This is a genomic window from Bacillus sp. JJ1562 (assembly GCF_036962705.1).
Lineage (GTDB): Bacteria > Bacillota > Bacilli > Bacillales > Bacillaceae_L > Ferdinandcohnia.
In genome coordinates, this window is record NZ_JBALOQ010000022.1 from 23186 (window position 1) to 48249 (window position 25064).

Genomic DNA, 25064 nt, shown 5'->3' on the forward strand with positions numbered 1-25064 from the left:
TAAGTCTACTATAATATAAAACTATAAAAAATGTTAGAAATTTATCGAATATTGTCAAAGATATTAGTTATTTCATAAGTCGAAATAACTAGGAAGGATAATTTGGAAATCTGTCGAATCTATTTATGTATGAGATATTAATCTGAAGAAGTAGGTGTTCATTGATGAAATTTCAAAAGCCGGATGTCGAACAGTTTTTTAGAACCTTTGGTATTCAAGACTTTACCATTAGTCCTGATGAAAAACAGCTCGTATTTAGTACGAATTTGAGTGGAAAATATAATCTTTGGGCAATGGACTTACCAAACCTATTCCCATATCCCATTACATTTATAGATCAAAGCTGTCAAGAGCTTACATATGATAAGAATGGTCAATTTTTAATTGCAGGGTTTGATAAAGATGGCGATGAAAATACTCAATTATATGCAATGCAGCCACAAGGTGGGGAGTTAAAGCCAGTAAGAATTCAAGAAGGGCATCGTCATATGATTGCAATTCTCTCAAAGGACGGAAAAAAATTGTATTATACTTCAACGAAGGACAATGCAATGTTTTTGAATTCATATTGTTTTGACTTAGAAACGGAAGAAGAGTCAATTATTAACGAAGGAAAAGATGCAGCGACCTATTTAGCTACACTCAGTCCAGATGAAAGTAGTCAAATCTATTTAAAGCATTTTGCAAACACATATTCATTAGCCTTTCTACGTAAAAACGGTAAGGAATATCGCTTAACACCAGAAACTGATAAACAACATACTGTTTCTGATGTCTTGTTTGCATCTGAATCTACGATTTATTTCTTAACAGATTATGATGATGATTTTTCATATCTTGCAAAATATGATGTAAACACGAATCAATTTTCAAAGGTTGTTTCACTTGAAATGGAAGATTTTAAGTCCATTAAATATAATGAACATACACAAACCATTTATATTGTTAGTGAAAAGGGTGTTGAGGACTTTTTGTATGTCTTTAATATCCAATCTGGTGAATTAAAGAAGCTCGAGACCCCGACCTCTATAATTGAAAAATTAATTGTGACCGACAATGATAACCTTTATTTACTTGGTCGTTCTGCTACAAGTCCATTTAACATCTATAAGTACATGGCTAATGAAAATACATGGGTTCCATGTACCAATTACGGAGTCCCTGGTGTAACAGAAGAGGAGCTTGTTCAGCCTGAAGTTATTACTTATCCGTCCTTTGACGGGCTAGAAATAGAAGCGCTCTTTTTTAAGGCAAATGAAGATGTATCGAATGGTCATGTAATATTGTGGCCACATGGTGGTCCACAGGCTGCTGAAAGAAAATTCTTTCGAGCGATGTTTCAATTTTTAACTAATCGAGGTTATAGTATTTTTGCACCAAATTTCCGTGGTTCAACGGGCTACGGTTTGGAATTCACGAAAATGGTAGAGGGTGACTGGGGACATGGACCTCGCCTAGACAATATCGAAGGACTGGAATGGTTAATAAAAAATGGCTATGCTGACCGTGACAAAATCCTTCTATTGGGTGGAAGCTATGGAGGGTATATGGCACTTTTACTTCATGGTAAGCATTCAGATTACTTTAAGGCCGTAATTGATATCTTTGGACCTAGTGATTTATTCTCCTTTATTGATTCAGTTCCCGAGCATTGGAAGCCTGTCATGAATCAGTGGGTAGGGGATCCTATAAAGGACCGTGAGAAGTTAATCGATTTTTCACCAATTACCCATTTAAATGGCATGGTGAAGCCGATGTTAGTGATCCAAGGGGCTAATGATCCCCGTGTTGTAAAGGCAGAGTCTGATAAAATCGTCCAAGCTTTGCAAGATAAAGGTAGAGAAGTCGAATATCTTGTCCTTGAGGATGAAGGACATGGATTTTCGAAGAAGGAAAACGAAATCAAGGTAAACCGAAAAATATTAGAATTTTTTGATCGATTTATCTAGAAAGAAAGACGTGTGACCAATTAGGCTCACACGTCTCTCTTATAACCATTTAATCTTAGGTTCTGTTTTATTTTTTATCCGGGAGATGTTTGCACGGTGGCGATAAAATACGAATACCGCAAGTAATGAAACAACGATAATTAAAGGATAATCTGTTTTAATAAAAATACTATACATAACACTGTATGTGATACAATAAATGGCAACTAGCATAGAAGATAACGAAACCATTTTCGTCAATTTTAATAAAATAAAAAAACATAATAAGGTCGTTAAAAACAGAATTGGATTATAACCTAACAGAATCCCACCAGAGGTTGCGACTGCTTTACCACCTTTAAAGCCTGCGAAAACTGGATACATATGACCCACAACTGCTACTATACCAACTAATAAAGGGAAATAATCTGGAAATGAATCACCCAATAATAGAAAAGGAAGCAAGGTTGCCAAAGTTCCTTTTAAAATATCAGCGGTCGTTACAATTAAACCGGCCTTTTTCCCAAGCGTACGGAATGTATTTGTCCCACCTAAATTTCCGCTGCCATGTTCCCGAATATCAATACCGTAGCCAACCTTTCCAACGATTAACCCAGATGGAATCGAACCAAGAAGATAAGCTAGGAGAATAATCACAATATTTAATACCATACACATAACTCCTTTAATAAAATAATATAGATAAGTGCTACTGAGCAACATTGTACCATGCTATTGTAATAATACCATGCTTGTACAAGTATTCTCATTATACTAGAAATTTTTCCTTACAATGATTATTTTTATTAATTTCGACAAAAAATTGTTGGATGCCTTATAATGAACAATCAATCGTATTGAAAATCTAATTAAATGAAGGAATATCTATGCTTGGGACCGAAATACTATGAGAGATATCAAATCGTAAAATTTTAAAAGGGGATATAAATATGGTATTAGAAATTCCAGCTCGTGCTGAGCTCGGTGAGATTTTAAAGAAAAGTAAAAGGATTGCTGTTGTAGGATTATCAGATAAGCCTGAAAGAACTTCCAATATGGTTAGCAAGGCCATGCAGGATGCTGGATACGAAATCATTCCTGTAAATCCTACTATTGATGAAGCAATTGGTGTAAAAGCAGTTAAGTCACTTAAAGATATTGAAGGGCATATTGATATTGTCAATGTTTTTCGCCGTTCTGAGCACTTAATGGATGTTGCGAAAGAATTTGATGAAATCGATGCAGATGTGTTTTGGTCTCAGCTTGATTGCGTTAGTGAGGAAGCATATAACTTCTTAAAGGGTCGCGGATATACCGTTGTCATGGATCGCTGTATTAAGGTTGAGCATGCGCTGACAAAATAACAGATCGCGAGACAAAAATCCTTGTTTTTACACAAGGATTTTCGCCTTTTTGCGAGAAACGGTTTGCGAAATCTGGATAAAGATATAAAATAAAGGATAGGGCATTAAAAAACAAAACATTTGTTCTGTAAAGTAAGATATACTTATATTAGTGAAACTACTTATATAGAGAGAAGCTATTTGTTAGCTATGTACTTGGGTATCTCCCAAGTGTTTTGTATATGAAAGGGGTATGTTTTTTGGTTAAGCAACAATTTGATTACAATGATGATGCAATTCAGGTATTAGAAGGCCTTGAAGCCGTTAGAAAAAGACCTGGTATGTATATAGGAAGCACCGATGGTAAAGGTCTTCACCACCTTGTCTATGAAATTGTCGATAATTCAGTGGATGAGGCTTTATCTGGTTATGGAAATCACATCATTGTTAAAATCCATAAAGACAATAGCATAAGTGTCCAAGATAAGGGTCGTGGAATGCCAACCGGGATGCATAAAATGGGTAAGCCAACACCAGAGGTTATTTTCACAGTACTGCACGCAGGTGGAAAATTTGGACAAGGTGGCTATAAAGCGAGTGGCGGACTCCATGGGGTTGGAGCTTCTGTTGTAAATGCATTATCTGAGTGGCTAACTGTTACAATTAAGCGTAATGGATTTGTTTATGAGCAGCGCTTTGAAAACGGTGGAAAACCTGCTACTACACTTGAAAACATCGGGAAAACGAATCAATCAGGTACGACTATCCATTTCAAGCCAGATACAACGATTTTTAGTACAACGACTTTTAATTTTGAAATTTTAAGTGAACGCTTGAGAGAATCAGCCTTTTTATTGAAAGGGTTGAAAATTGAAATTATAGATGAGCGTAATGATTTCCGTGATGTTTATCATTATGAAAATGGCCTTGAAGCGTTTGTGGAATACTTAAACGAGGAAAAGGATGCCTTACATCCTGTTGTATCATTCGAGGGTGTTCAGAACCGAATGGAAGTAGATTTCGCCTTTCAATTTAATGATGGGTATTCAGAGAATATTTTATCCTTTGTAAATAACGTTAGAACAAAGGATGGAGGTACTCATGAAGTTGGATCAAAGACTGCTTTAACTCGTGCCTTTAATGAATATGCACGGAAAACGGGCCAATTAAAAGAAAAGGATAAAAACCTTGATGGCTCTGATATTCGTGAAGGATTAACGGCGATTGTGTCTGTTCGTATTCCTGAAGAATTATTACAATTTGAGGGTCAAACAAAAGGTAAGCTTGGAACAAGTGAAGCCCGTTCTGCTGTTGATTCAGTTGTGTCCGAAAACCTTTCATATTTCCTTGAGGAAAACCCAGATGTAAGTACACTTCTTGTAAAAAAAGCAATCAAAGCTTCTCAAGCAAGAGAGGCTGCTCGAAAAGCAAGAGAAGAAGCTAGAAGTGGAAAAAAACGTAAGAAATCTGAAACATTGTTAAGTGGTAAGCTAACTCCTGCTCAATCTCGAAACCCTGACAAAAATGAACTTTACTTAGTTGAAGGTGATTCCGCAGGGGGTTCAGCGAAACAAGGTCGTGACCGTCGATTCCAAGCGGTTCTTCCTCTTAGAGGTAAGGTCATCAATACGGAAAAAGCAAAGCTTGCTGATATTTTTAAAAATGAAGAAATCAATACAATTATCCATACTATCGGCGGTGGTGTTGGGGCAGATTTTACTGTTGAAGATATCAATTATGACAAAATCGTTATTATGACGGACGCTGATACCGATGGGGCGCATATTCAAGTCTTGCTATTAACGTTCTTTTACCGTTATATGAAGCCATTAATTGAAGCAGGAAAGGTCTATATTGCCCTTCCACCACTTTATAAGGTAAGTAAAGGAGCAGGTAAGAAGGAAGTCATTGAGTACGCATGGAGTGATGATGAGTTACAGGGTGCAATTAACAAAATAGGAAAAGGATATATGATTCAGCGCTATAAAGGTTTAGGAGAAATGAATGCTGATCAACTATGGGATACAACCATGAACCCCGAAACGAGAACGTTAATTAGAGTCCGGATCGATGATGGAGCAAGAGCAGAGCGTAGAGTAACAACACTGATGGGTGATAAGGTAGAACCGCGACGTAAGTGGATTGAATCCAATGTTGCCTTTGGTCTTGAAGATGATTCGAATATATTGGACAATGAAAATTTATCGGTAGTAGAAGGGGAGTAACAGATAGATGGTACAAGCAGAGAAATTTCGTGATTTACCTCTTGAGGATGTAATTGGTGATCGCTTTGGTAGATATAGTAAATATATAATTCAAGAGCGTGCATTACCAGACGCAAGGGATGGACTAAAACCAGTGCAAAGACGTATTCTGTACGCGATGCATGTTGAAGGAAATACTTCAGACAAAGGATTCCGTAAATCGGCTAAAACAGTTGGTAACGTAATTGGTAACTACCATCCACATGGCGATACATCTGTTTATGATGCGATGGTTCGTTTGAGCCAGGACTGGAAGGTTCGGAATGTCTTGGTTGAAATGCACGGAAATAACGGTAGTAATGATGGTGACCCACCAGCAGCGATGCGTTATACGGAAGCACGACTTTCAAGCCTTGCTTCCGAGCTTTTACGTGATATCGAGAAAAACACAGTTGAATTCATTCCAAACTTTGATGATACGAGTAAAGAACCCGTTGTATTACCAGCTAGTTTTCCTAATTTACTTGTAAATGGTTCAACTGGAATCTCAGCAGGATATGCTACTGATATTCCACCACATCATCTTGGTGAAGTGATTGATGGTGTCATTAAGCGAATCGATCATCCAAATTCAACAGTCGATGACCTTATGCAGGTGATTAAAGGTCCTGATTTTCCAACGGGCGGTATTATCCAAGGAATTGATGGCATTAAAAAAGCCTATGAAACCGGAAAAGGAAAAATTATTGTACGTGGAAAAGCGGATATTGAGGATCTTCGTGGTGGAAAACAACAAATTGTCGTTACTGAAATTCCTTATGAAGTGAATAAAGCTAATATGGTTAAAAAGATTGACGAGATTCGTTTAGACCGTAAAGTGGAAGGGATAAGCGAAGTCCGTGATGAAACAGACCGAACAGGCCTAAGAATCGTCATAGAACTAAAAAAAGACGCGGATGCACATGGAGTTTTAAATTTCCTCTATAAAAATACTGATCTCCAAGTAACGTATAACTTTAACATGGTTGCGATTTTAGATAGAAGACCAGTATTGATGAGTTTACCGATGATTTTGGATGCGTATATTAACCATCAAAAAGAGGTTATTACCAATCGATCACATTATGAATTGGCAAAAGCACGTGAACGTCAACATGTGGTTGAAGGTCTTATTAAAGCTTTATCAATCTTAGATGAAGTCATTGCAACAATTCGTGCTTCAAAAGATAAAAAGGATGCAAAAAATAACTTAATCCATAAATTTGAATTTACAGAACCACAAGCGGAAGCGATTGTTTCCTTGCAACTATATCGTTTAACAAACACAGACATTACAGCACTACAGCAGGAATTTGAGGAGTTAAACAAAAAGATTAGCGAATTAGTTGAAATTCTTCAAAATGAAAGTAAGCTTTTACAAGTTATTAAAACAGACCTAAAGCGTGTGAAAAAGACGTATGCCGATAATCGCCGTTCAAAAATTGAAGATGAGATTGAAGAGATTAAAATTAATCTTGAGGTATTGATTCCATCCGAGGATGTAATCGTAACAGTGACCCAGGACGGCTATGTCAAACGAACAAGCCCTCGATCATATGCCGCATCAAATGGCCTTGATTTTGGCATGAAGGATACAGATCGACTATTACGCCAGTTTGAAATCAATACAACGGACACTTTATTACTTTTTACAAACAAAGGGAACTTCTTATATATTCCAGTACACGAGCTTCCTGATATAAGGTGGAAGGACCTTGGCCAGCATGTCACCAATATTATAAGTATAGACCGCGACGAGTTCATTATTGAGGCATACCCTGTTACGAATTTTGAGCTGCCAGAATATCTTCTTTTCATTACGAAAAAAGGAATGGTGAAAAAATCAGAGCTTTCGTTGTATAAAGCACAGAGATATTCAAAACCACTTGTTGCGATTAATCTAAAAAATGACGATGAAGTCGTAAATGTTTACATCACAAATGGAAACATGGATGTCTTCTTAGTTACACATTTAGGCTATGGACTTTGGTTTGGGGAAGAAGAAGTAAATGTTGTTGGTCAAAGAGCAGCTGGGGTTAAAGGAATTAATCTAAAAGACGATGATTATGTTGTCGCTGGAAATGTCATTCCTCCATCTACACCAGCTGAATTAAGCATTGTTACACAACGTGGTGCAGTTAAGAAAATGAAAATCTCAGAATTTGAAAAAGCAACCCGTGCAAAACGTGGATTAGTCATGCTTCGTGAGTTAAAAAATCACCCACATCGCGTTGCAGGAGCACATTTTGTTACGAATTTAGATGAAATTTTCCTTAAAACACAAAATGGAAAAATTGAATCTGTCGAAGCAAATTCGTTACGTCCAAATGATCGATATAGCAATGGTTCGTTTGTAGTCGATACAGATGAAGCGGGAGAAGTAATCGATACGTGGATTGTCACGCAAGAAGAAAACGAATGACGAAATAAAATAAAGATACGAAAGAACAGCTACTAAATGGTAGCTGTTCTTTGTCAATAAAAAGTTGTCAAATCAAATGTCTCAATTTCGAAAAATATTTATATTTTAAATATGGCTGCTTTACTGTACAATAATTTTATAAGGATGTCGGATTCAACAGGTAGAGAGTAGGTAATATTGCGAAAATGATTAAAAAATATATTAATAAAAGAAATATTATCCTTGTAATCGCACTAGTTGCTGCATTGTATTTATTACCAATGTCAATTTCATTAATTTTAGCCTTTTTAACCGCTCTATTATTGGAGCCAATTGTCAATTTACTAATTACAAATTATCGATTTAAAAGAATCTATTCTGTTACGGTGACGTTTGTCGTTTTTATGGTATTCGTATTGTTTTTGGGTTATTTATTAGTCAATGTGATTATTAATCAATTGATTACGATTGTGAAAAATATACCATTTTATGTTTCAAGTATTGATACAGACCAAATTATTGCGACCTTTCAAAAATTTGAAACTTATTTTGAGGATTTACCAAAGGAAGTTATGGATTCAATCATGAATACTCTGTATTCCTTCCAGGATTTATTGATTGTTGTAGCTAGGAATATAACAGAGGGAACTTTTGGATTTGTTTCGAGTCTTCCACAACTATTATTAGAGCTAATTGTGTATTTAGTTGCAGCTTTTCTTTTCATGAACGATCTTCCTACAATTAAAAATAAGCTTAAAGATATGCTACAGGAGAGTTCAATTGAAAAAATAAAAATCGTAACGACTCAATTGAAAAAGATATTTATCGGCTTTTTAAAAGCACAAATCGTACTTAGTGGCATAACATTTATCATCACTTATGTTGGACTTTGGATTTTAGATGTAAAGTATCTTTTAATTCTCTCCTTGCTCATTGTTCTTGTCGATTTGCTACCTATACTAGGGACTGGATCCTTCATTGTTCCGTGGGCCGTTTTTGTGTTAATTAACGGGAACACCAAGCTTGGGGTAGGATTATTGATTCTGTTTGTACTCATCACTGTGATTCGAAAAATTATCGAACCAAAGGTTTATTCGCAAAGCTTCGGTATAAGTGCGTTAGCTGCGCTAATTAGTATGTATTTAGGGTTTAAAATAATCGGGATTGTTGGTTTACTACTTGGACCGCTTCTAGTCATCCTTTACGATTCACTAACAAAAGCTGGAGTGATCAACTTTGGCTTAAAATCGGATAAATTTTAAGAAAAAAAGCTACCTTTAGGGGTAGCTTTTTCTCTTAAATCGTTTCTTTTATTTTTGTTTCTAGAAGGTTTTTAAATGCTTCAAGGTCGCTTAAGTTATCAAAAGCAGCCTGGGCAGTGGTATTGTTGCCGCCACCTTTACCATGGTAATTTTTTAATTCTTGTTTGAGTAATTGACCACAATGAACCGGAACGGAGCCATTATGTGAGATAAGCAGCTTATTTTCAAGTAGTGTCGTAAAAATCACACATTGATTAGATAATTCATTGATTTGTTTTGCAATTCCTTGAATTTCTTTTAAAGTTTTATCCTCGAAAGTATTGATAATCATAGGGCCTTCATTAGATTGAATTAATTCCCGTGCAAGAAATTGATTCATTTTTCCTTTTAATTCTTCAATTTCTTTTTGATATTGTTTGTTTTCAACTTCTATTTTGTTGATTTTTTCAATGAGACCCTCGCGATTTGTACTATATTGGTTGGCTAAGGTCGTTAATATCGAATGTGTAGTCTGATAATCTTTAAGTGCTCTACCTCCAAAAATAAAGTAAACCCGTGTATTTCCTTTATTTTTTTCAGTTTTTAATAGCTTCATTAATCCTAATTCACCGGTTCTCGATACGTGAGTACCCGCACATGCAGATGTATCAATTCCTTCAATCTCAACAATCCGCATTTCATCTCCTTCAACATCAGGCATTTTTCGAAGCGGAAGGGTGTCAGCTTTCTCCTTTGAAACAAAATATGTTTTAATTTCTCGGTTTTCATATATTGCTTTATTCACCTGTTTTTCAATTTGTAAAAGCTGATCATCACTAAATTCTGGAACACTTAAATCTATTGAAACGATGTCTTTTCCTAAATGAAAGCTTGTTGTGTGTGCATCATATTCATCAATACAAATTGCTGACAGCAAGTGTTGACCTGTATGCTGCTGCATGTGGTCATATCTTAGCTCCCAATCAATCTGACATTCAACTGTCGTATTTTCTGGGGGATGGGGGAGTTTATGGTATACTTCACCATCTTCCTGAAAGACGTCCAATACTTTAATAGTATCAATCAATCCTGTATCAGAGGGCTGCCCACCGCCATCAGGATAAAATGCCGTTTCCGCTAGGCTAACGAGGAAGTAATCATCCTTTGGTATAATATTGGTAATTGTAGTTGTCCATCTTGTTAAATAAGGATTTTCATAATATAGCTTATTTGTCATTCTTGTACTCGATCCTTTCGACATCAGATATTAAAAACATACTAGAAAAGGTAAAAAGATTCAATTATTTAAATGGATTAGTTGTAATAAATAGAAGGGAGGAAGAGCAATTTAACATTAGATAAGGAGGCATATTATATGGAAGAGAACAGACTGATTGCTGGTGAAATTGAAGAAGGTGTATATGTTTTAACACAATTTAAGCATCTGCAAACGCAATCTGTAATAAGTAGAGAGAGGCTTGAGGCGATTTGCAATTATTTAGTGAAAAAAGTAGAAAGTGGGGAACAGGAGCATTTTATTACGTTGAATGACCAAATGCCAGTGAGGATTAGTCATTCAGAGATGGAGGAGCTGCTGGAAGAATTGATAGAAGTTCAAGGGAAGTTTAGTTGAGGTTAAGTATACGAGGTAATGAAAAATGATATTGGTTTATTATAATAATGTTATGTAAACTAAAATAATCAATAATATGAGGGAGGGTTGGAATTAATCATTTTTATATTTTTCAATAATAAATTCCATTCCAATTTCGATTAAAGTATTTGCGTGTGTATTAAGTCTTCGTGCACGAACTTTTAGCAATTCATATTGGATATTACTAAATGTTGTGCCCATTTGAATTCGATCCTTAGGTTTGACTGGAGTTTTAAATTCTTTAGTTTTCTTATAAGTATTTAGAACGTAATCAATTCCTTCAGCCAGTAATTGATTAATCGGAACTTGTTTGTGATTTGCAATTTCTTTAATTTGATCGAGTAAACTGCGGCTAATTGTCGTATTTTTGGTAACACGATCAGCATTATGCGGTCTAATTTTGCTTTCATAAGGCATATGTAGAACAACTCCTGGGCTAAATTTGCAATTTGACGTGCTATAAGATTCGTTTACTATATAGATTGATAAAAGGAAAATAATTTGAGTTAATTTAATTATAGCATCGATTGTTATAATTTTGTTTACTTTAACTAACTTCCTAGAATAGATATTATGTAAACTAGAATGAAAGTTAAATAGTTAGTTAGACTAGATACCTACCTACCATGACGAGCGACACGAAAAGTACTGAAATAAAAGACATAAAAGTGCTTAATCTTCTCATCTAATATTTGTCTCTCTTATTTTTATACAATAAATAAGCGCTTGGAAAGAAAACCAAACGCTTATACTAAAAATCAAAATTTCCTTATTGAACTAAAGCATCCGTTTCTTGAATAAATCATTTAAATCGAAAAAATGGCGACATATCTTCACGAAGATGGTGGATATAAAAATAATCATTACTTGCTGGATCATAAACGTAGTCCTTTTTCCACTCATCAATGTTATCTATAATTTCCCTTATCGCCTTAATAAAAGTTAGTATTTCTTCATCTGTCATAATTGGATGTATTGAAAATCGGACCCACCCAGGTTTAGTAGACATATCTCCATGAGTAATTTTTTCAGAAATTTGTTTGGAAGTGGTTTTATTGATATTTAAAAGATAATGACCATATGTTCCAGCACATGAACATCCCCCTCTTACCTGTATACCATATCTGTCGTTTAAAAGACGAACAATTAAATTATAATGAATGGTTTCAATATAAAACGAGACTATACCGATTCTATCCTTAATATTTCCTGCTAATATATGAACCTCTGGAAACTTTTCCAAATGGGAAAATAAAAGACTATGCTGTTCTTTTTCTCTTTTTAAAATATTTTTTATTCCCATTTTACTTTTCAAATTCATACATAGTGCTATCCGAATGGCCTGTAGAATCCCCGGAGTACCGCCATCTTCTCGCATCTCTACGTCATCGAAATAAATGTGTTCCCCCCAAGGATCGGTCCATAACACCGTTCCTCCGCCGGGATGATCTGGGACTTTATTTGTGTGAATTCTCGAATCAAAGACCAATACTCCACTTGTTCCTGGACCGCCTAAGAACTTATGTGGTGAGAAAAATATCGCATCAAGTTTCTCAAGCGGATCTTCGGGATGCATATTGATCTCGACGTATGGTGCTGATGCTGCAAAATCAACAAAACAAAGTCCTCCATGTTGATGCATAAGCTTGGCAAGTTTGTGATAAGGGGTTTGAATTCCTGTTACATTTGAACATGCTGTAAAAGAACCTATTTTCAGTTGGCGGTCCTTATAAATATTAAGCAGTTGTTCTAGATGATTTAAGTCCACCTTTCCTTCCCTATCCGGGTTTATCAAAATGACTTCCCCAAGTGTTTCGAGCCAGGATGTTTGATTTGAATGATGCTCCATATGGGTTATGAAAATGACTGGTCTTTCCCTTTCTGGAAGTTGCAGATGTTTTCTCCAAATCTCTGGTACTCTTAACCCTAAGATTCTTTGTAGTTTATTTACCACCGAAGTCATCCCAAAACCATCTAAGATTACTACATCATGTTTATCTGCATTAACATGTTCCTTAATAATTGTTTTTGACTCCTTGTATAGCCCAGTCATCATTAAACTGGTTATATTCGACTCTGTATGGGTATTCGCCATAAAAGGTCCAAAATCCTCGGATATTTTTTTTTCGATAGGCTGATATAATCGCCCACTTGCTGTCCAGTCGGCATAAATGATTTTCTTTTTTCCATTGGGGGAATCAAAATCTTGGTTCAATCCAATCACATGTGAACGGAATGGTTGAAAATATTCTTCAAGGGTTTCCGGGAATCGAAAGGTTTTACTTCCAATGGTGGCTGTGATCATTTGTTTCACACCTTACACTTTTTATTCTGTATTCAATATATGCAAGGTTCTTTTATATAGTTTTTTATTATTTTCAAGACAAAGGAAAGACAGTATAGATAAGTCCTTTACCATTTCCCTTTTTATTAACTCACATTAACTTATCAACTTTATTTTCTCCCACTTCATTAATAAACTCTTATTAAGCTCCCTCAGTTAGATTCAATTATCTCTCGTATGCTCACAAAAATGTATATTGTGAAGTTGGCTCAAACATCTAGCCACATTCAGAACCAAGTCCTTTACTCAGTTTCTTACTAGAATTGTGTGTTATTTCCACAAAAACAAGAAAAACCTGTAGCTTGGCTTACGTCTACAGGTTTTTCTTATCCTATCTACTCTTAACTATTTCTTCCTCCACATTATGGTCTGTTGCTAATGGTGGAGTAATTGCTAAGGATGCAATTTCTTCCCACTGATTCATTTTTAAAGAGATATTAATAGAATCAAGCGATGGTTCCAACTGCTCTAAGTTCCTCGCCCCAATGATAGGCGCTGTAATACTCGGATTTCCTTTCACCCAAGCAACCGCAAGAGAAACTGGATTATACCCATTTTCATTTGCATATTGTGTGAATCGATCAGCAATTTCATAATAATTCTCTTGCCCGTATCTTAGTTGATAATTTTGTTGTTCTATTAACCTGCCTTCCTTGGGCTTCTTTGCTTTTCCATACTTTCCGGTTAGGAGTCCTCCACCTAATGGGCTATAACTAATGACCCCAAGTTTCTCCGATTGAGATAGCGGTAGTATCTCAACTTCCGCTTGTCTTTTCACTAGATTATACATCGGTTGAATTAGTTTAAATTTAGCTAAAGCTTTTCGTTCGGATATACCAAGGGCTTTTGCAATTTGCCATGCTGCCCAATTACTAACCGCAGGATATAGTATCTTCCCTTGTCTTTGTAAATCATCTAAAGCAATCAGTGTTTCCTCGATATCGGTTTTATCATCGAACCGATGGAGGAAGTAAAATTCAATTCGATCTGTTCCCAAACGCTTTAGAGTTTTTTCAATAGAAAGAAAAATATTTCTTCTTGAAGTGCCTCCTACGTTTCTATCAACCCCAGAAGGAAGACCGACCTTAGATGTCAAAACAATGTCATCACGGCAATCGGCTATACACTTACCAAGTATTTCTTCTGACCTTCCATTATTATAAATATTAGCTGTATCAAAAAAAATTATCCCAACTTCCCTACACCGATTAAACATCGCCTCAGATGTTTTTTCGTCTGCAACTCCACCAAAAGACATTGTACCGAAACACAATTCTGATACGTAAATACCAGTATCTCCGATTGTTTTATATTCCATAAATACTCCCTATCCTTATAAAAAAATATATGTTACTTCCCTTCTAATATGGCTGCCTTCCGATATTGACTTCCCGGATGATCGTTTGGTAATAAACTACTTCCGTAATCAAATAACTTTTCTCTAAAGGTTCCCTGTTCATATTCTGTTTTGTAGATTCCTCGTCTCTGTAATTCAGGAATGACCAAATCAACAAATTCCTTTAGGTTTTCCGGTGTGACAAGATGAGCTAGGTTAAATCCATCTACACCACTCTCTTCGAATTGAAATTGAATCGCATCAGCCACTTCTCGCGGGTTTCCCACTAGTACATGGTTCCGATCTATTGTTTCAAATCGGTTTAATACCTCCCTGACTGTTAGTTTTTTAGGTGCATCTTTTGTAAGGGAAGCAGCTCTTGATTGTCCATGTTCGGTATGTTTATATTCAAAAGCACTGTCTAAGTCCGTATACTGTGATAAATCGTAACCACTAGATCCACCATATTGGGCTTTTGCAGCATCAGCACTCCAATACCTAGCTAATTCCTGATACTTTTCCTCTGCTTGTTCTGTGGTCTCAGCTACAATTACATTCAAAAAAGTAAATGCCTTAATATGGTCAGGGTTTCGACCATACTTTTGTGCTTTTTGTCGGATATCCTGAACAGAAGATTTAATTTTATCCACTGTTCCTCCAACAAATACACATTCCGCATGTTTGGCTGCAAACTCCTTGCCACGTTCAGAAGTACCTGCTTGATAAAGAACGGGAGTACGTTGTAAGGAAGGCTCACTTAAATGAGGGCCTTCTACGGAAAAATACTCACCTATATGATTTATCTCATGTACTTTTGATGGATCTACTAGGATTTCTTTAGCAGCATCCTCTATGACCGCATTATCCTCCCAGCTCCCTTCCCATAGCTTATAAGAGACTTCCAAGAACTCATCAGCCAATTCATAGCGTGTATCATGCTTGAGCATTTCTGGTAAACCGAAATTCCTCGCAGCATTAGGAAGATAGGAAGTCACGATATTCCACGCAACTCTTCCCTTTGTTAGATGGTCTAAGGTAGAAAACCTCCTAGCATGGCCGAACGGATGCTCATAGGTAGTACTTACTGTCACTGCAAAAGAAAGATGTTCAGTTACACTTGCCATCGCTGGTACAACAAAAGCTGGATCATTCAATGGTACCTGAACTCCGTCACGAATGGATGGATCTTTACTTTGCTGATAAACATCATAAATACCTAGCACATCTGCAAAAAACACCGCATCAAACTTCCCTCGTTCCAATAATTTGGCTAAGTCTATCCAATAGTCCAAATCCTTGTATCGAATATGTCTCTTACTATTTGGATGCTTCCAAAGCCCATGTGAATTATGCATAGCACTCGTCATATCAAATGCATTTAATCGTATTTGTTTTACCAAATTTGTCTCACTTCCTTTTCATTAATTAATAAACCTATAAGTACTTGATTTTACCTAATTATTGGCTATTCTTAATGCTTTCTTCTAACTGCTTTAAAGTCTTTTGAAGATCTTCAGCAGGAATATCAACGACAATACTTCCTCCATTCGTATCTGCTATGACAGCCTCTTTAACGTCAGCTTCCTGGTATAGCTTTGCAATCGTTTTGTATGTTTCATTGTCTTTATCCTCTTCGCGAACAGCAAATACATTAACATATGGTCTTGCTTCTTCACTTTCTGGATCGTCATATAATAACGCATCCTTAAAATTCAATCCTGCTTGACCAGCAATACCATTATTTATTAGAGATGCGGCAACATCCTGAAGCGCCTGTGCAGTTTGTTGAGAAACGACTGGAACGATTTCTAGGTTTTTCGGGTTCTTCGCAATATCATCTAGAGTTCCGTAAATACCAACACCATTTTTTAGCTCAATTAATCCTGCAGCTTCTAATAAAATTAAGCCTCTTCCAAGGTTTGCAGGGTCGTTTGAAACCGCTATTTGTGAACGATCTGGTATGTCTGATAAATTATCATGTTTTTCAGAATAAATACCTGTTGGGTTAATTGTCGTCGAAGCAATCGGAACAATTTTAAAACCATTCTCTACGTTAGCAGGACCTAGAAAAGCAAGATGTTGGAAAGAATTCATGTCAATCTCTCCATTTGCTAAAGCATTATTAGGCTGAATGTAATCGGAAAACTCTACTAACTCAATTATGATACCTTTTTCCTTTGCTTTTTCTTCTATTAGCTTCCAATAAGGTCCATCAGCACCTGTTACACCAATCTTTACTACCTCATTGGATTTTCCGGATGTACTATTATTGCACGCTGTAAGTATTGAAATTAAAACCACCATGGATAAGAAAATAATCAATCTCTTTTTCATATAAAACTCTCTCCTTTTTTAAAAAATTATCTTCGTAAAAAGAATCTAGATAAAAAGTTCCCCGAAAACTGTGCGATTTGAACGAGTAGTATTAATATAACAACTGTGACAATCATTACCGATGTATCAAACCTCTGGTAACCATATGTCATTGCTAGGTCACCTAATCCGCCACCACCAACTGTTCCGGCCATTGCTGAGAAATCAACAAGCCCAACAGTAACAAAGGTGAGACCAAGAATCAGAGGACCCAAAGCCTCAGGTATAAGTACGCCAAATATTATGCGGGCTGGGCTTGCACCCATAGCCTGTGCAGCTTCAATAATTCCTGGTTCAATCGAGACAAGGTTACTCTCTACTATCCTAGCAACCGCAAAGCATGCAGCTATTGTCATAGGGAAAATTGCTGCTGCCGTTCCAATCGTTGTACCCATTACTGCCCGAGTTAAGGGACTGAGTGCAACAAGCAAAATAATAAAAGGGATTGGACGAACAATATTCACTAATAAGTTAAGTACGAGAAATATATATTTATTTTCCAATATGTTCCCTTTACGTGTGACAAAAAAGAGCACCCCCATTGCTATACCAATAATGCTTGAAAAAACTAACGTAAAAACTACCATCAAAATCGTTTCACCAGTTGCTTCGACAATACGAGGCCAAAATGTACTCCAATCAACTCTCATGGTTAATCACCTCCCTTATTTCAACAATTTGTTCAAGTTCATTGATTACTTGCTGAATTAATTGATCGGAACCCTGAAACTCAACAATTAAACTACCAAACAATTGATCCTGTAACTCGTTAATGCTTCCGTAAATAATATTGAAATCAATCCCATGCTTTCTCGTTACTCGTGACAGTATTGGCTCACTAGAAGCACCACCTGAAAAAATCACACGATACAAATTTCCTGAATGGTTATTGCGCAATTTTTCTAAAAGTTTGCTAGAAAGCTTGTCGTTTAACACAGAACTAATAAAGTTTTTCGTCGTTTTTGATTGTGGGTTCGAAAATATATCATAAACATTTCCTTCTTCAATCACAGATCCATTTTCCATAACGGCCATTCGATGACAAATACTACGGATTACATGCATCTCATGAGTAATAAGCAAAATTGTAATATTATACTCTTCATTAACCTTACGTAATAATTGAAGGATTTCTCCTGTTGTTTCGGGATCCAACGCAGAAGTCGCTTCATCACAAATAAGAATGTCTGGTGATGTCGCAAGCGCTCTTGCAATACCGACTCTTTGCTTTTGTCCACCCGAGAGCTGCTCTGGGTATTGATCTGCCTTATCTTGCAAACCAACAAATTGAAGTAATTCTTTCACACGGTTGTCAATTTGCTGTTTCGGCATCTTAGCAAGTTTTAAAGGATAAGCGATATTTCCATATACTGTACGTGAGTTAAAAAGATTAAAAGATTGAAAGATCATCCCTATTTTTCTTCGTAATTTCCGTAGATTTGCTTGAGAAATACTAGAAATGTCTAAGTCGTTAACCAATACCCTTCCAGACGTAGGACGTTCCAGTAAATTAACGAGTCGGAGCAATGTACTTTTACCAGCACCACTAAATCCAACCACCCCAAAGATTTCTCCTTTTGAAATTGTTAAGGAAATATCTTTTACCGCTTGTATCTCTTTCCCACCGGAACTAAAAACCTTACTTACTTCCTCAAACTTAATCAACTTGTAATCCCCCTCTGTTTATGGTCACTTTTAATGACCCAAAGTTTTACTCCTAGAAAACGAATCCCCTTTAAAAAAGACAAGAAAAAAAGGCATCCTTATTCCAATATCATCAAAAGAAGCTATTGGATAAAGATGCCTTTAGTTGTCTAATCGGCATAGTATTTTTTTATATGTAATCTTTCTAGTTACGGAGCCATACTTTCCCATCCCCCCTATTCATTCAATGCCCTAATTGACCAATGAGCACGTAATTTTGGCAAAAAATAAAACCCTCTTCACCAAAGAAGAGAGTTTAAAGTTTAAATTTAATCTTCTCTTCTTATCTTTCAAGCTCTTTGCTTGCAGGATTTGGCACAGTACTAACTAGTCTGTTGCCGAGGCTTCAAAGGGCCAGTCCCTCCACCTCTCTGGATAAGAATTCATCGATAATTTAATTGTACTTAATAAGTTACATGGAACACCTTTAATTGTCAATAAGTTTTTTAAAAATTCTTGTTATTATTTTAGGTAATAATTTACTTATGATACGGTTAATCATAATGTATCTAAATGAGTATTTAACTTTTCCTATTTGGTGATTGAACAATATCCTTTTATCTATATAGTTATTTATTTTTCAACACCTCGGCAAGTTCATACAAGGAATGGTGTTGTTTAATTTGGTAGTTCCGACCTTCCTTTTGCAGGTAATTTTTATCGCAAAATTTTGTAAGTACATGCAATAGGTGCCGATAAGATACACCTAAATAATCACAAACTATTACGTGTTTCTCCCTATAAATCCCTTCATCAGCAGTTTGCAAAATAAAATCGGCAAGCCTATTTTCAAGAGGGAAAGCGAGGCTCTGTGAATACTTTGCTGCCATAAGTGTTGCTTTTACACTTAATAACTTAGTTAATTCACGTAGAAACTTTGTATCCCCAAGTAATTTTGCGCGATATCGATAAAATGGAAGTGCAAAACAAATAGTCTTCGTTGATACTTGAATTCCCTTTGTATAGTACACATCATTTAATAATTCCATCTCCCCAATGTAGTCATTTGCACTAATAAAATTTATTAAAGATACTTTCCCATTTTGATGTGTTACATATATTTTTGCTTTTCCTTCCGTTACATAAAATAAAAAATCCGGTCTCCTTCCCTCTTGAATAATCCATTCACCACGTTGATATTCGTGCACTTCTATAAACTCTTCAACTTGAAAGGAAAATAGATGTGCTATTGAGTTATTTTCCAAATACAGCCGTTTCTTCTCACCTTTGTAAATTTCCATACTCCACCTCAAAAACATGAGATATCTCATATTAATTCTATATATTCCATGATATCATGCGATCAATAAGGAGGGTAAGTATGAATACACAACGTTGGATGAGTACACATTTTTTTAGTTTTTTTATGACATGGGGTATTTTTCTACCTTATTGGTCAGGTTGGATGATTTTTACAAAAGGAATTACAGTCTCAGAAGCTAGTTTAATCATGAGCCTCGGTTTAATCGCAAGAGGCCTGTCCACATTATTTGCATTTCCTTATTTATCAGAGAGATTTAGCCATAAAATTCAATTAAATGTGGCAGGAATCGGCACACTGGTTGCACTTCTTTGTTATATTCCGGCAAGTTCCTTTGCTAGTTTACTAATAGTAACGATTGTTTTACACATATTTTATCCAACTTTGATGCCAGCTTTAGATAGTGCTGCTAGTGTCCTTGTGCAAAGTAAACAGTTAATACACTATGGAAGAAGTCGTCGATGGGGATCCATTGGATTTGTCTCAGTCGGCATAATTTTAACCATTTTTACAGGAATGTTTGGAGATGAAGTTATTTTCTGGGCACTATTGCTCGGTATAATTGGATTTTTGTGTCTTAGTTTTATGAGTGCGCCTGATATTTTATCTAAAAAGCCACAAGTAGATCAGACACAAAAAGTAAGTATGTTACATCTATTTCGCATCAAACATTTTATGTTAGTACTTATTATTGTCATTTTACTTCAAGCTGCACATGCTACTTATTACAATTATGGCTATATTTTTCTACAAGATATCCATGCACCAATATATCTAATTGGTCTGATTATTAACATTGCCGTGATAGCAGAAATCATTTTCTTTTCACTTGCAGATAAAAGCTTTAATAGATTTTCAACAGGCACACTTTTGATGTTAGCCGCAATTGGCTCTTCCCTACGTTGGATATTAGTGTTTGCCTTTCCGAATGTTATTGTTTTCTGTATCGCACAAACTTTACATGCATTCTCATTTGCTATGGCGCATTATGCCTTTATGAAATACTTAACCAACAACATTCCACTCGCACAGATACCGAAAGCACAAGGCATATACTCAGCCCTTGCACTTAGCTGGAGCACTGCAGTGTTTACAATTTTCGGGGGTTATTTATACGAAATTGAGCCAAGATTTGCCTTTATCGGGATGATAGTTTGTACCCTACCAGCAATGTTGATTGCGCTTGTATATCGAAAGCTTGAACTTAGAAAGGAAGTTTTATTTTCTATCTAAAACTTCTATTCTAAGTCCTATAAAGCTGATCCATTTTTTCAACTTCACTATTATTGTTTTTCTAACCTTTTATAGCCAAAACAAAAAAGATGAGATATCACTGATTTAGATAAGTCTCATCCTTTTTGTAACTATGCATAACAAATTAGAAAAACCTCATTTACATCTGATACGGTTCTCCCTAATAATTCTAATTGAGGTTTAAATTGCATTAGTATTTTCGATTTATTACATAAAAAAGATTCATTTTACTAATGCAACATCAAGGCATAGTATGGAGGTATTAAGAATTGTTTGAAAGGAGTTAATAAAAGATGAGAGAAATCAGAGTTTATCATGTAGATGCTTTTACAACCGAAAAATTTGGAGGTAATACAGCAGGCGTAGTGTTAGATGCTGAAAGATTAACTGAAGATGAAATGCAAAGTATTGCAAAAGAGCTAAATTTACCTGAATCTGTATTTTTACTACCTTCAAACAATGAAGAGGTAGATTATAAGGTGAAATTTTTTACTCCAGTTGAAGAAATCAATTTTTGCGGACATGCAACAGTTGGGTTAACCTGGCTTTTGGCGACAGAGTTTGGTTTAGCAGAGAAAAAAGAAGGCATTGTATTAGAAACGAACATTGGTAATGTACCTGTTATTTGGCATAAAGAAAATGGAAACCTAATTGATGTGGTAATGACACAAGTTACTCCAAAAATCAAAGATTTCGCAATTGATCTTGTAGAGCTTAGTCAGCTAATTGGTGTCAAAGTTACAAGTATCGACCTAAACTACCCAATTAAACTAGCTAATACAGGTAACTGGCATTTACTCGTTCCAATTAAAGATCAATTTGACATTGACCAAGCAATTCCAGACTTAGCGGCTTTAGGAAAGCATAATAAAGAACATAATATCAGTACGACACATCTTTATACTTTTAACACATCAAAAGAATATGATTTATATACAAGAGATTTCGCACCTGGTATTGGTATTCCTGAGGATCCTGTTACTGGTGCTGCAAATGGAGCATTAGCTGGTTTACTTTATTTAGAAGGAATTATTCCTTCAAGTGAACCGACACATCTTAAAATCGCTCAAGGAAATGCAATTGGAAGACCTGGAATGCTTTACGTGTCGGTCATCCCACATGAATCAAGACCAGTCATCAAAGTGTCAGGAGCAGCAACCATTACCATTCGTGGCATCTTAACTTTATAAACAAGATCAACTTGAAATAGATTCCTTATAAAGAACTTATTATTCAAGCTGGTCTTGTTTAAATTTTTCTTTTGTAATCTCTATAAATTTCTTTACTGAAGGTGACGCTAGCTTAATAGATTTTATGGCTATACCTATTTCGCGATACAAATCTGTTTCAATCGGAATCACTTTCGTGTTAGGAATGTTTTTCGGTAAGACTATTTCAGGGATAATGGTTATCCCTAGCCCTTCTTGAACCATAGAAATGATTGTATTGTTATCTTCTTTTTCAAAAATCACATTCAGATGTACGTTATTTTCTCTTATAAGCCTCTTTACTAAAACATCACAGCCTGCTTTCGGCATTATAAATGGCTCATTATGTATTGATTTTACCGGTACTCGTTTAAGTGTGTTCATTCGGTGGCTTTCATGTACTAAAACAAATAATTCGCCTTTGAATAATTGAATGGTATCAAATTCCTTGGATGGGAGCGCTAAAAAACCCATATCAATTGCTCCTAAAGAGATCCATTCTTTAATATCGCCATAGCCACCTTCGTAAAGCTCTATCTGGATACCTGGATATTTTTTTATAAAGATACGAATGAGACCCGGGAGAAATCTTGACGAAAAACTAGGGAAGGTACCGATTTTTATGCTTCCTACTTCGATTCCTTGAATAAGTGCTGCTTCCTGCTCAAGCATTTTTTCATAATGAAGTATCTGACGAATATGTGGTAAAACTCGCTCTCCTGCATCGGTTAAGGCTATTCCATTCCGATTACGTAGAAGCAATACAATTCCTAATTCTGTTTCAAGTGTTGAAATGTTATGGCTTACCCCTGATTGAGTCAAACCTAGTTTTTCACCAGCTTTTGTAAAACTGCCACTTTCAACAACTGTTAAAAAAACTTCATACTGGAAAATTGACAACGCCCTCACCCCGTTCATCAAAGATTTTTTTTTATTGTTCAATACCATGAAACTGAAAAATGCAATAATCGATAACATCGGAAATAAATTAATCAAAACCGTAAATCGTTTCTTTTTCACTCAGTCAAAAACCTTACTATACTATCAATATAACTAATTAAAAAAGGGTAGTACAATAAGAATCTATTTATCGGTAAAGGCTGATCCAAATAGGCCGTAAAACCCTACAAATTTAACTTCATTAATTAAAAAAACAATAAATGAGCAGGCTCCCATATCTGCCTGCTCATTTATTTTCTTGAAATATTAAATAGATAGTAAAACAGAGTATTTGACACTTTCTAAAAACCTCATTTACTTATGGTACGGTTCACTGTAGTTAATCCATATATTTTAGAAGAATACTGCCGACTAGTATGTGATTGATGTTCCAGTAATTTTTCGATAGTTTTAAAGTATTTCCTTTCTTTTTATCCACCCATTAGCCACATGTAAAGTTAAGGTGATCTCGTTTTTTGAAGCTACTTCCCTATCCATTTATTAATGTACTCCCAGAATACATGTTTTTCATTACTTCATGTCGTTGAACCGTTTTCGAAAGTCCATCCTCCTCCTTAATTAAATCGCACACAAAGATAGACCCTTAATGAGCGAAGTGTAACATTCATCTTGCTACACACTCACGATAGCTAGATAGATTTAAATAATACGCAGTGGTATGATTAGCCTCTATCACTTTCAAAGCCTTTTCACTAACACTAAATAAAAAATTAAATATTATTTCCTAAACTGAAAAAGCATTATTTGTTGTATCGTTAGAAAAAAATATTATTTTTTTAAAATCTGCATATAGGATGTCGCCTTTATTTATATGACCTAACTCGTTATATTGATTTGTAAGCATCTCAGTTTCAAATAACTCGTCAGTATCGATCCTTCTTAATATTATTCTTACGGTTGAACCAATTGTAAGAATATGGGTAATCTCCGAAGGTACAAGATTGTCTAGGGGACGTTTTTGCAAAACAATGTCATGTGGTCTAATGTAGCCAACTCCTTTTTCAATTTTGTCCGATGAATCTGTATACTGTAATAAAGACTCCCCTCTGAATGTATTGACTTTCCCTAAGAATCTACAAACAAATGCATTAGCAGGATAATGATAAACTTCTTCAGGCGTTCCAATTTGTTCAATATGTCCATTATTCATTACCACTACTTTATCAGACATTTCTAAAGCTTCTTCTTGGTCATGAGTAACAAAAATTGTTGTTATGTTTAACTTTTGGTGTATTTGTCTTAACCATTGACGCATCTCCTCTCGTACCTTTGCATCAAGTGCTCCAAAGGGTTCATCGAGAAGCAGAACCTCTGGATCAACAGCAAGTGCCCTTGCTAATGCAACACGCTGTCGCTGCCCACCTGAAAGCTGTGAAGGGTATCTTTCTGCAAACTGTTCAAGTTGAACTAGTTTTAACAAGTTATTTACTTTTTCTTTAATTTCAAAATTAGAAGGGCGAACTTTGCGCGGCTTAACCTTTAATCCGAAAGCAATATTATTAAAAACTGTCAAATGCTTGAATAATGCATAATTTTGGAAAACAAAGCCTATTTTCCTTTCTTTAACCGATTTTAATGTATAATCATTTCCATTAAACAAAATGGTTCCAGATTCCAAACCCTCCAGACCGGCGATAATTCTAAGCAATGTAGTTTTTCCAGAACCGGATGGTCCTAATAAAGCTACAAAATTTCCGTTTTGTATCTCTAAATCGATATTTTTCACAGCACGAAACGTTCCAAAGACTTTCGAAACATCCTGAATTTTTATTTCCATTATGAAGCCTCCAATGAAATTGATAGAAAATGAATTT

The 25064-nt window shown here is 35.6% G+C and carries 20 protein-coding genes and 1 riboswitch; of the genes, 8 read left to right on the forward strand and 12 right to left on the reverse strand.

Annotated elements, in window-relative coordinates:
• Nucleotides 1-164 precede the first annotated feature (164 nt).
• On the forward strand, nucleotides 165-1949 hold the full coding sequence (locus V7097_RS14355) for a S9 family peptidase (RefSeq protein WP_335704312.1): 1785 nt from the start codon (nucleotides 165-167) through the stop codon (nucleotides 1947-1949).
• Nucleotides 1950-1988: 39 nt separating this feature from the next.
• Here V7097_RS14355 and plsY read toward each other — a convergent pair whose 3' ends face one another.
• On the reverse strand, nucleotides 1989-2600 hold the full coding sequence (gene plsY / locus V7097_RS14360; protein ID WP_335704313.1) for a glycerol-3-phosphate 1-O-acyltransferase PlsY: 612 nt from the start codon (nucleotides 2598-2600) through the stop codon (nucleotides 1989-1991).
• A 278-nt stretch (nucleotides 2601-2878) separates the two neighbouring features.
• On the opposite strand from plsY, the gene V7097_RS14365 reads away from it, so the two are divergent.
• The 4 genes from V7097_RS14365 to ytvI all read left to right on the forward strand — a co-directional run bounded on the left by V7097_RS14365 (nucleotide 2879) and on the right by ytvI (nucleotide 9177).
• On the forward strand, nucleotides 2879-3292 hold the full coding sequence (locus V7097_RS14365; protein WP_335704314.1) for a CoA-binding protein: 414 nt from the start codon (nucleotides 2879-2881) through the stop codon (nucleotides 3290-3292).
• A gap of 221 nt (nucleotides 3293-3513) precedes the next feature.
• Nucleotides 3514-5496, forward strand: coding sequence for a DNA topoisomerase IV subunit B (parE, locus tag V7097_RS14370; RefSeq protein WP_335704315.1), 1983 nt, complete (start codon nucleotides 3514-3516; stop codon nucleotides 5494-5496).
• Between the two features lie 7 nt (nucleotides 5497-5503).
• Complete coding sequence (gene parC, locus V7097_RS14375; protein ID WP_335704316.1) at nucleotides 5504-7936, forward strand: DNA topoisomerase IV subunit A; 2433 nt, start codon at nucleotides 5504-5506, stop codon at nucleotides 7934-7936.
• Between the two features lie 185 nt (nucleotides 7937-8121).
• Nucleotides 8122-9177, forward strand: coding sequence for a sporulation integral membrane protein YtvI (gene ytvI / locus V7097_RS14380; protein ID WP_335704317.1), 1056 nt, complete (start codon nucleotides 8122-8124; stop codon nucleotides 9175-9177).
• Between the two features lie 34 nt (nucleotides 9178-9211).
• On the opposite strand, the gene V7097_RS14385 is transcribed toward ytvI, so the two are convergent.
• Nucleotides 9212-10393: an alanyl-tRNA editing protein gene (locus V7097_RS14385; protein ID WP_335704318.1), complete on the reverse strand. Its 1182-nt coding sequence runs from the start codon at nucleotides 10391-10393 to the stop codon at nucleotides 9212-9214.
• A gap of 138 nt (nucleotides 10394-10531) precedes the next feature.
• Here V7097_RS14385 and V7097_RS14390 point away from each other — a divergent pair, with 138 nt between their 5' ends.
• Nucleotides 10532-10789, forward strand: a complete 258-nt coding sequence (locus V7097_RS14390; RefSeq protein ID WP_335704319.1) for a hypothetical protein — start codon at nucleotides 10532-10534, stop codon at nucleotides 10787-10789.
• 93 nt (nucleotides 10790-10882) lie between these two features.
• Here the strand turns inward: V7097_RS14390 and V7097_RS14395 are convergent, their stop codons facing one another.
• The 8 genes from V7097_RS14395 to yeiL all read right to left on the reverse strand — a co-directional run bounded on the left by V7097_RS14395 (nucleotide 10883) and on the right by yeiL (nucleotide 19808).
• Complete coding sequence (locus tag V7097_RS14395) at nucleotides 10883-11227, reverse strand: hypothetical protein (RefSeq protein WP_335704320.1); 345 nt, start codon at nucleotides 11225-11227, stop codon at nucleotides 10883-10885.
• Nucleotides 11228-11612: 385 nt separating this feature from the next.
• Nucleotides 11613-13115, reverse strand: coding sequence for an aminotransferase class V-fold PLP-dependent enzyme (locus tag V7097_RS14400; RefSeq protein WP_335704321.1), 1503 nt, complete (start codon nucleotides 13113-13115; stop codon nucleotides 11613-11615).
• Between the two features lie 370 nt (nucleotides 13116-13485).
• On the reverse strand, nucleotides 13486-14472 hold the full coding sequence (locus V7097_RS14405; RefSeq protein ID WP_335704322.1) for an aldo/keto reductase: 987 nt from the start codon (nucleotides 14470-14472) through the stop codon (nucleotides 13486-13488).
• A gap of 32 nt (nucleotides 14473-14504) precedes the next feature.
• The gene (locus V7097_RS14410; protein WP_335704323.1) at nucleotides 14505-15890 is read right to left on the reverse strand and encodes an LLM class flavin-dependent oxidoreductase; all 1386 of its coding nucleotides are present in this window, start codon (nucleotides 15888-15890) and stop codon (nucleotides 14505-14507) included.
• Nucleotides 15891-15948: 58 nt separating this feature from the next.
• Entirely contained in the window at nucleotides 15949-16824 is an 876-nt protein-coding gene (locus V7097_RS14415) for a MetQ/NlpA family ABC transporter substrate-binding protein (RefSeq protein WP_335704324.1), read from the reverse strand.
• A gap of 26 nt (nucleotides 16825-16850) precedes the next feature.
• Entirely contained in the window at nucleotides 16851-17513 is a 663-nt protein-coding gene (locus tag V7097_RS14420; protein ID WP_335704325.1) for a methionine ABC transporter permease, read from the reverse strand.
• Nucleotides 17503-18528 (reverse strand): methionine ABC transporter ATP-binding protein, encoded by a 1026-nt coding sequence (locus V7097_RS14425; protein ID WP_335704326.1) that lies wholly within the window; start codon nucleotides 18526-18528, stop codon nucleotides 17503-17505. The genes V7097_RS14420 and V7097_RS14425 overlap by 11 nt, the downstream gene beginning before the upstream one ends.
• 319 nt (nucleotides 18529-18847) lie before the next feature.
• A riboswitch (SAM riboswitch) is annotated at nucleotides 18848-18949 on the reverse strand.
• Nucleotides 18950-19136: 187 nt separating this feature from the next.
• Entirely contained in the window at nucleotides 19137-19808 is a 672-nt protein-coding gene (gene yeiL / locus V7097_RS14430; RefSeq protein ID WP_335704327.1) for a transcriptional regulator YeiL, read from the reverse strand.
• Between the two features lie 80 nt (nucleotides 19809-19888).
• Here yeiL and V7097_RS14435 point away from each other — a divergent pair, with 80 nt between their 5' ends.
• Nucleotides 19889-21061 (forward strand): MFS transporter, encoded by a 1173-nt coding sequence (locus tag V7097_RS14435; protein WP_335704328.1) that lies wholly within the window; start codon nucleotides 19889-19891, stop codon nucleotides 21059-21061.
• A gap of 314 nt (nucleotides 21062-21375) precedes the next feature.
• Nucleotides 21376-22272 (forward strand): PhzF family phenazine biosynthesis protein, encoded by an 897-nt coding sequence (locus tag V7097_RS14440; protein WP_335704329.1) that lies wholly within the window; start codon nucleotides 21376-21378, stop codon nucleotides 22270-22272.
• A 39-nt stretch (nucleotides 22273-22311) separates the two neighbouring features.
• On the opposite strand, the gene V7097_RS14445 is transcribed toward V7097_RS14440, so the two are convergent.
• Nucleotides 22312-23199, reverse strand: a complete 888-nt coding sequence (locus tag V7097_RS14445) for a LysR family transcriptional regulator (protein WP_438824242.1) — start codon at nucleotides 23197-23199, stop codon at nucleotides 22312-22314.
• A 775-nt stretch (nucleotides 23200-23974) separates the two neighbouring features.
• Nucleotides 23975-25027 carry a sulfate/molybdate ABC transporter ATP-binding protein gene (locus tag V7097_RS14450; RefSeq protein WP_335704331.1) on the reverse strand — a complete coding sequence of 351 codons (1053 nt, stop codon included), beginning with the start codon at nucleotides 25025-25027 and terminating at the stop codon, nucleotides 23975-23977.
• Between the last annotated feature and the right edge of the window lie 37 nt (nucleotides 25028-25064).

Bases quoted from the DNA above. Each gene is read 5' to 3' on its own strand.
- ytvI (WP_335704317.1), top strand. From the start codon at position 8,122: ATGATTAAAAAATATATTAATAAAAGAAATATTATCCTTGTAATCGCA.
- V7097_RS14405 (WP_335704322.1), bottom strand. From the start codon at position 14,472: ATGGAATATAAAACAATCGGAGATACTGGTATTTACGTATCAGAATTG.
- V7097_RS14440 (WP_335704329.1), top strand. From the start codon at position 21,376: ATGAGAGAAATCAGAGTTTATCATGTAGATGCTTTTACAACCGAAAAA.
- V7097_RS14385 (WP_335704318.1), bottom strand. From the start codon at position 10,393: ATGACAAATAAGCTATATTATGAAAATCCTTATTTAACAAGATGGACA.
- V7097_RS14390 (WP_335704319.1), top strand. From the start codon at position 10,532: ATGGAAGAGAACAGACTGATTGCTGGTGAAATTGAAGAAGGTGTATAT.
- V7097_RS14415 (WP_335704324.1), bottom strand. From the start codon at position 16,824: ATGAAAAAGAGATTGATTATTTTCTTATCCATGGTGGTTTTAATTTCA.
- V7097_RS14365 (WP_335704314.1), top strand. From the start codon at position 2,879: ATGGTATTAGAAATTCCAGCTCGTGCTGAGCTCGGTGAGATTTTAAAG.
- parE (WP_335704315.1), top strand. From the start codon at position 3,514: ATGAAAGGGGTATGTTTTTTGGTTAAGCAACAATTTGATTACAATGAT.
- V7097_RS14400 (WP_335704321.1), bottom strand. From the start codon at position 13,115: ATGATCACAGCCACCATTGGAAGTAAAACCTTTCGATTCCCGGAAACC.
- V7097_RS14355 (WP_335704312.1), top strand. From the start codon at position 165: ATGAAATTTCAAAAGCCGGATGTCGAACAGTTTTTTAGAACCTTTGGT.
- parC (WP_335704316.1), top strand. From the start codon at position 5,504: ATGGTACAAGCAGAGAAATTTCGTGATTTACCTCTTGAGGATGTAATT.
- plsY (WP_335704313.1), bottom strand. From the start codon at position 2,600: ATGGTATTAAATATTGTGATTATTCTCCTAGCTTATCTTCTTGGTTCG.
- V7097_RS14420 (WP_335704325.1), bottom strand. From the start codon at position 17,513: ATGAGAGTTGATTGGAGTACATTTTGGCCTCGTATTGTCGAAGCAACT.
- V7097_RS14450 (WP_335704331.1), bottom strand. From the start codon at position 25,027: ATGGAAATAAAAATTCAGGATGTTTCGAAAGTCTTTGGAACGTTTCGT.
- V7097_RS14395 (WP_335704320.1), bottom strand. From the start codon at position 11,227: ATGCCTTATGAAAGCAAAATTAGACCGCATAATGCTGATCGTGTTACC.
- yeiL (WP_335704327.1), bottom strand. From the start codon at position 19,808: ATGGAAATTTACAAAGGTGAGAAGAAACGGCTGTATTTGGAAAATAAC.
- V7097_RS14435 (WP_335704328.1), top strand. From the start codon at position 19,889: ATGAATACACAACGTTGGATGAGTACACATTTTTTTAGTTTTTTTATG.